Raw genomic sequence first — 1,108 nt, forward strand, 5'->3', positions numbered from 1 at the left:
GCGTTGGTGGGAGAGGGCCTCCTGGAGGCGACGACGGATCTGGGTCGTCTCGGGGAGTGCGATGCGATCTCGATCTGTGTGCCGACCCCGCTCTCGAAGACGAAGGATCCGGACGTCTCCTACGTGGTGAGTGCGGCGGAGGCGGTGGCGAGGACGCTTCGGCGTGGCCAGCTGGTGGTCCTGGAGTCGACGACGTATCCGGGGACGACGAGGGAGCTGGTGCTACCGATGCTGGAGCGGACGGGGCTCGTGGTGGGCAAGGACTTCTTCCTTTGCTTCAGCCCGGAGCGGGTCGACCCGGGCAACCGGCAGTGGCAGACGAAGAACACGCCGAAGGTGATCGGGGGGATCACGGAGCGGTGCCTGGAGGTGGGGGTTGCGCTCTATTCGCGGGTGATCGAGCGGGTGGTGCCGGTGAGCAGCACGGAGGCGGCGGAGCTGACGAAGCTTCTTGAGAACACGTTCCGTGCGGTCAACATTGCGCTGGTCAACGAGATGGCGCAGGTCTCGGACCGGCTGGGCGTGGACGTGTGGGAGGTGATCGAGGCGGCGGCGACGAAGCCGTTCGGCTTCATGAAGTTCCAGCCGGGGCCGGGGATCGGGGGCCACTGCATCCCGCTGGATCCGTACTATCTTGCGTGGAAGATGAAGACGCTGAACTACAAGACGCGGATGGTGGAGCTGGCGGGAGAGATCAACAGCGAGATGCCGCACTATGTGGTGGACAAGGTGCAAGATGCCTTGAATGGGGTGGGGCGAGCGCTGAGAGGGAGCCGGGTGCTGGTGCTGGGGGTGGCCTACAAGCGGGACATTGACGATGTGAGGGAGAGTCCTGCGCTGGACGTGATGCGGCTCCTGGAGGAGAAGGGAGCCGAGGTGGTCTATCACGACCCGTATGTGGAGGTGCTCAAGGGGGAGGGAGGAGAGGAGAAGCGGAGCGTGGCGCTCACGGCAGACGAGCTCTCCCGGGCGGACGTGGTGGTGATCACGACGGATCACACGACGGTCGACTACGGCTGGGTGGTCGAGCACAGCCGCCTCGTCGTCGATACGAGAAACGCCACGGCCGGCCTCGATGCACCCCACATCATCGGCCTCAGCGGCCGGC

The 1,108-nt window shown here is 65.6% G+C and carries 1 protein-coding gene; it reads left to right on the forward strand.

What is annotated here, in order from left to right; genetic code table 11:
- Window positions 1-1,108: nucleotide sugar dehydrogenase (locus FWJ67_RS11245; RefSeq protein ID WP_414482876.1), on the forward strand; the 1,108-nt coding region annotated here is incomplete at both ends.

The organism is Limnochorda sp. (genome assembly GCF_047459355.1).
Lineage (GTDB): Bacteria > Bacillota > Limnochordia > Limnochordales > Limnochordaceae > Limnochorda.